Raw genomic sequence first — 1,728 nt, 5'->3', positions numbered from 1 at the left:
GCCTGACGCTGGCCGAAACCGTCGCGGGCCGCTCGGTCGAGACGCTCGACGGCATGAAGCAAGGCCCGAACCTCCATCAGCTGCAACGCGCCTTCGCCGACAATTTTGCCGCCCAATGCGGCTATTGCACGCCGGGCATGCTGATGGCCGCAAAGGCCCTGCTCGACCGCAACCCCTCGCCGAGTCGGGTCGACGTGATCGAGGCGATCTCCGGCAACATCTGCCGCTGCACCGGCTACGAGCCGATCATCAATGCCATCCTGGCGGCCGCCGGCGGCCGGGCCAGCGCCTGAGGTCAAACCATGCTGGAACTACGCAAGGACATCTTCGCCGACGAGCGCGACGACAACCTGAAGGAAATCGGCAAGGGCACGCAGCGCCAGGACATGCTCGGCCACATCACGGGCACGTCCAGCTATTTTGGCGATCCTAACCTCCAGGGCATGCTGCACCTGAAGGTGGTCCGGTCGACCCAGGCGCATGCAAGGCTGCGCCGCATCGACACCACGGAGGCCGAACGCTCTGCCGGGGTGCGCCGGATCATTCGCGGTGCAGACGTGCCGGTCAATCTAAACACGCTGCTCAGCCTGATCAACTTCGGCAAGGACGACGAGCCGTCGCTGGCCGTCGACAAGGTCCGCTACAAGGGCGAGCCGATCCTCGCCATCGTCGCCGACAGCGAGCGCGAGGCGTTCGAGGCCATCGCAAAGGTCAAGATCGACTACGAACCGTTGCCGACGGTGTTCGACGTCGAGGATGCGCTCAAGCCCGGCGCGCCGGTGGTCAACGAGACCTATCCGAAGAACGCCTTCATCTATCACGACGCCTACGATCATCAGCGCCTTCGCTTCGGCGACGCCGATGCCGCGCTGGCGACCGCCGACCACGTGCTCGAACAGCGTTACCAGATGTCACCGATCGAGCACGCGCCGACCGAGACCAACGGCGCCATCGCCGCGCCCGATACCAACGGCCGCTACGTCGTCTACACCTCGACGCAGGCGCTGTTCTTCTCCGTCGACACCTGCGCCAAGATCCTGGACGTGCCCTCCAACACCTTCCACTTCATCGGCGGCACCGTCGGCGGCGGCTTCGGCGGCAAGGTCGACACGCTGACCGAGCCGCTCGCGATCCTCGGCGCGATGCTGACCGGCCGCCCCGTTCGCTACGTGTTCGGGCGCGAGGAAGAGATGCAGTACGGCCCGCCGCGCGGCGCCGAGCGCATCTACATCAAGGACGGCGTGATGCGCGACGGCCGCATCGTCGCGCGCAAAATCCGGGCATTTTTCGACAGCGGCGCGTATACGCGGCTCTCCAGCTATGCCGCGGTGAAATGTGCCGCGCACCTGCCGGGGCCCTACACCATCCCGAACGTCTATGGCGACGTCTATTGCGTCTTCACCAACCGCACGCCGGCGACCGCCATGCGCGGCTTCGGCGTCACCGCGATGGATTTTGCCATCGAATGCCAGATGGACAAGCTCGCGGGCCTCATCGGCATGGACCCGATGGAGTTCCGGATTCTCAACGCCTATCGCGACGGCGACATGAAGGCGCACCGGCGCGAAGCCAAGAACACGGCTCTGATCGAGTGCGTCCAGGTTGCGGCGGAAAAAGCCAAGTGGCCGATCCGCGATGAGTTCAGACGCGCCTCATCACGCAAGGACGGCGGCGGCAGCCGCGCCGTAATCCCGCCGACGCCCACGGATTCCCGGGCGCGTCCGGCCG

2 protein-coding genes are annotated in these 1,728 nt (G+C 66.0%); both read left to right on the top strand.

The genetic code is table 11. The annotated features are described in order from the left end of the window. Positions 1 to 293: 2Fe-2S iron-sulfur cluster-binding protein (locus JHD07_RS38650; RefSeq protein WP_291631790.1), on the top strand; the 293-nt coding region annotated here is incomplete at its 5' end. 9 nt (positions 294 to 302) lie between these two features. Continuing rightward, on the top strand, positions 303 to 1,728 hold a 1,426-nt coding region (locus JHD07_RS38645), incomplete at its 3' end, for a molybdopterin cofactor-binding domain-containing protein (protein ID WP_291631788.1).

The organism is Bradyrhizobium sp. (genome assembly GCF_016462955.1).
Lineage (GTDB): Bacteria > Pseudomonadota > Alphaproteobacteria > Rhizobiales > Xanthobacteraceae > Bradyrhizobium.
The sequence above is the reverse complement of the archived record's forward strand: the minus strand, read 5'-3'. Positions and strand labels throughout refer to the sequence as shown.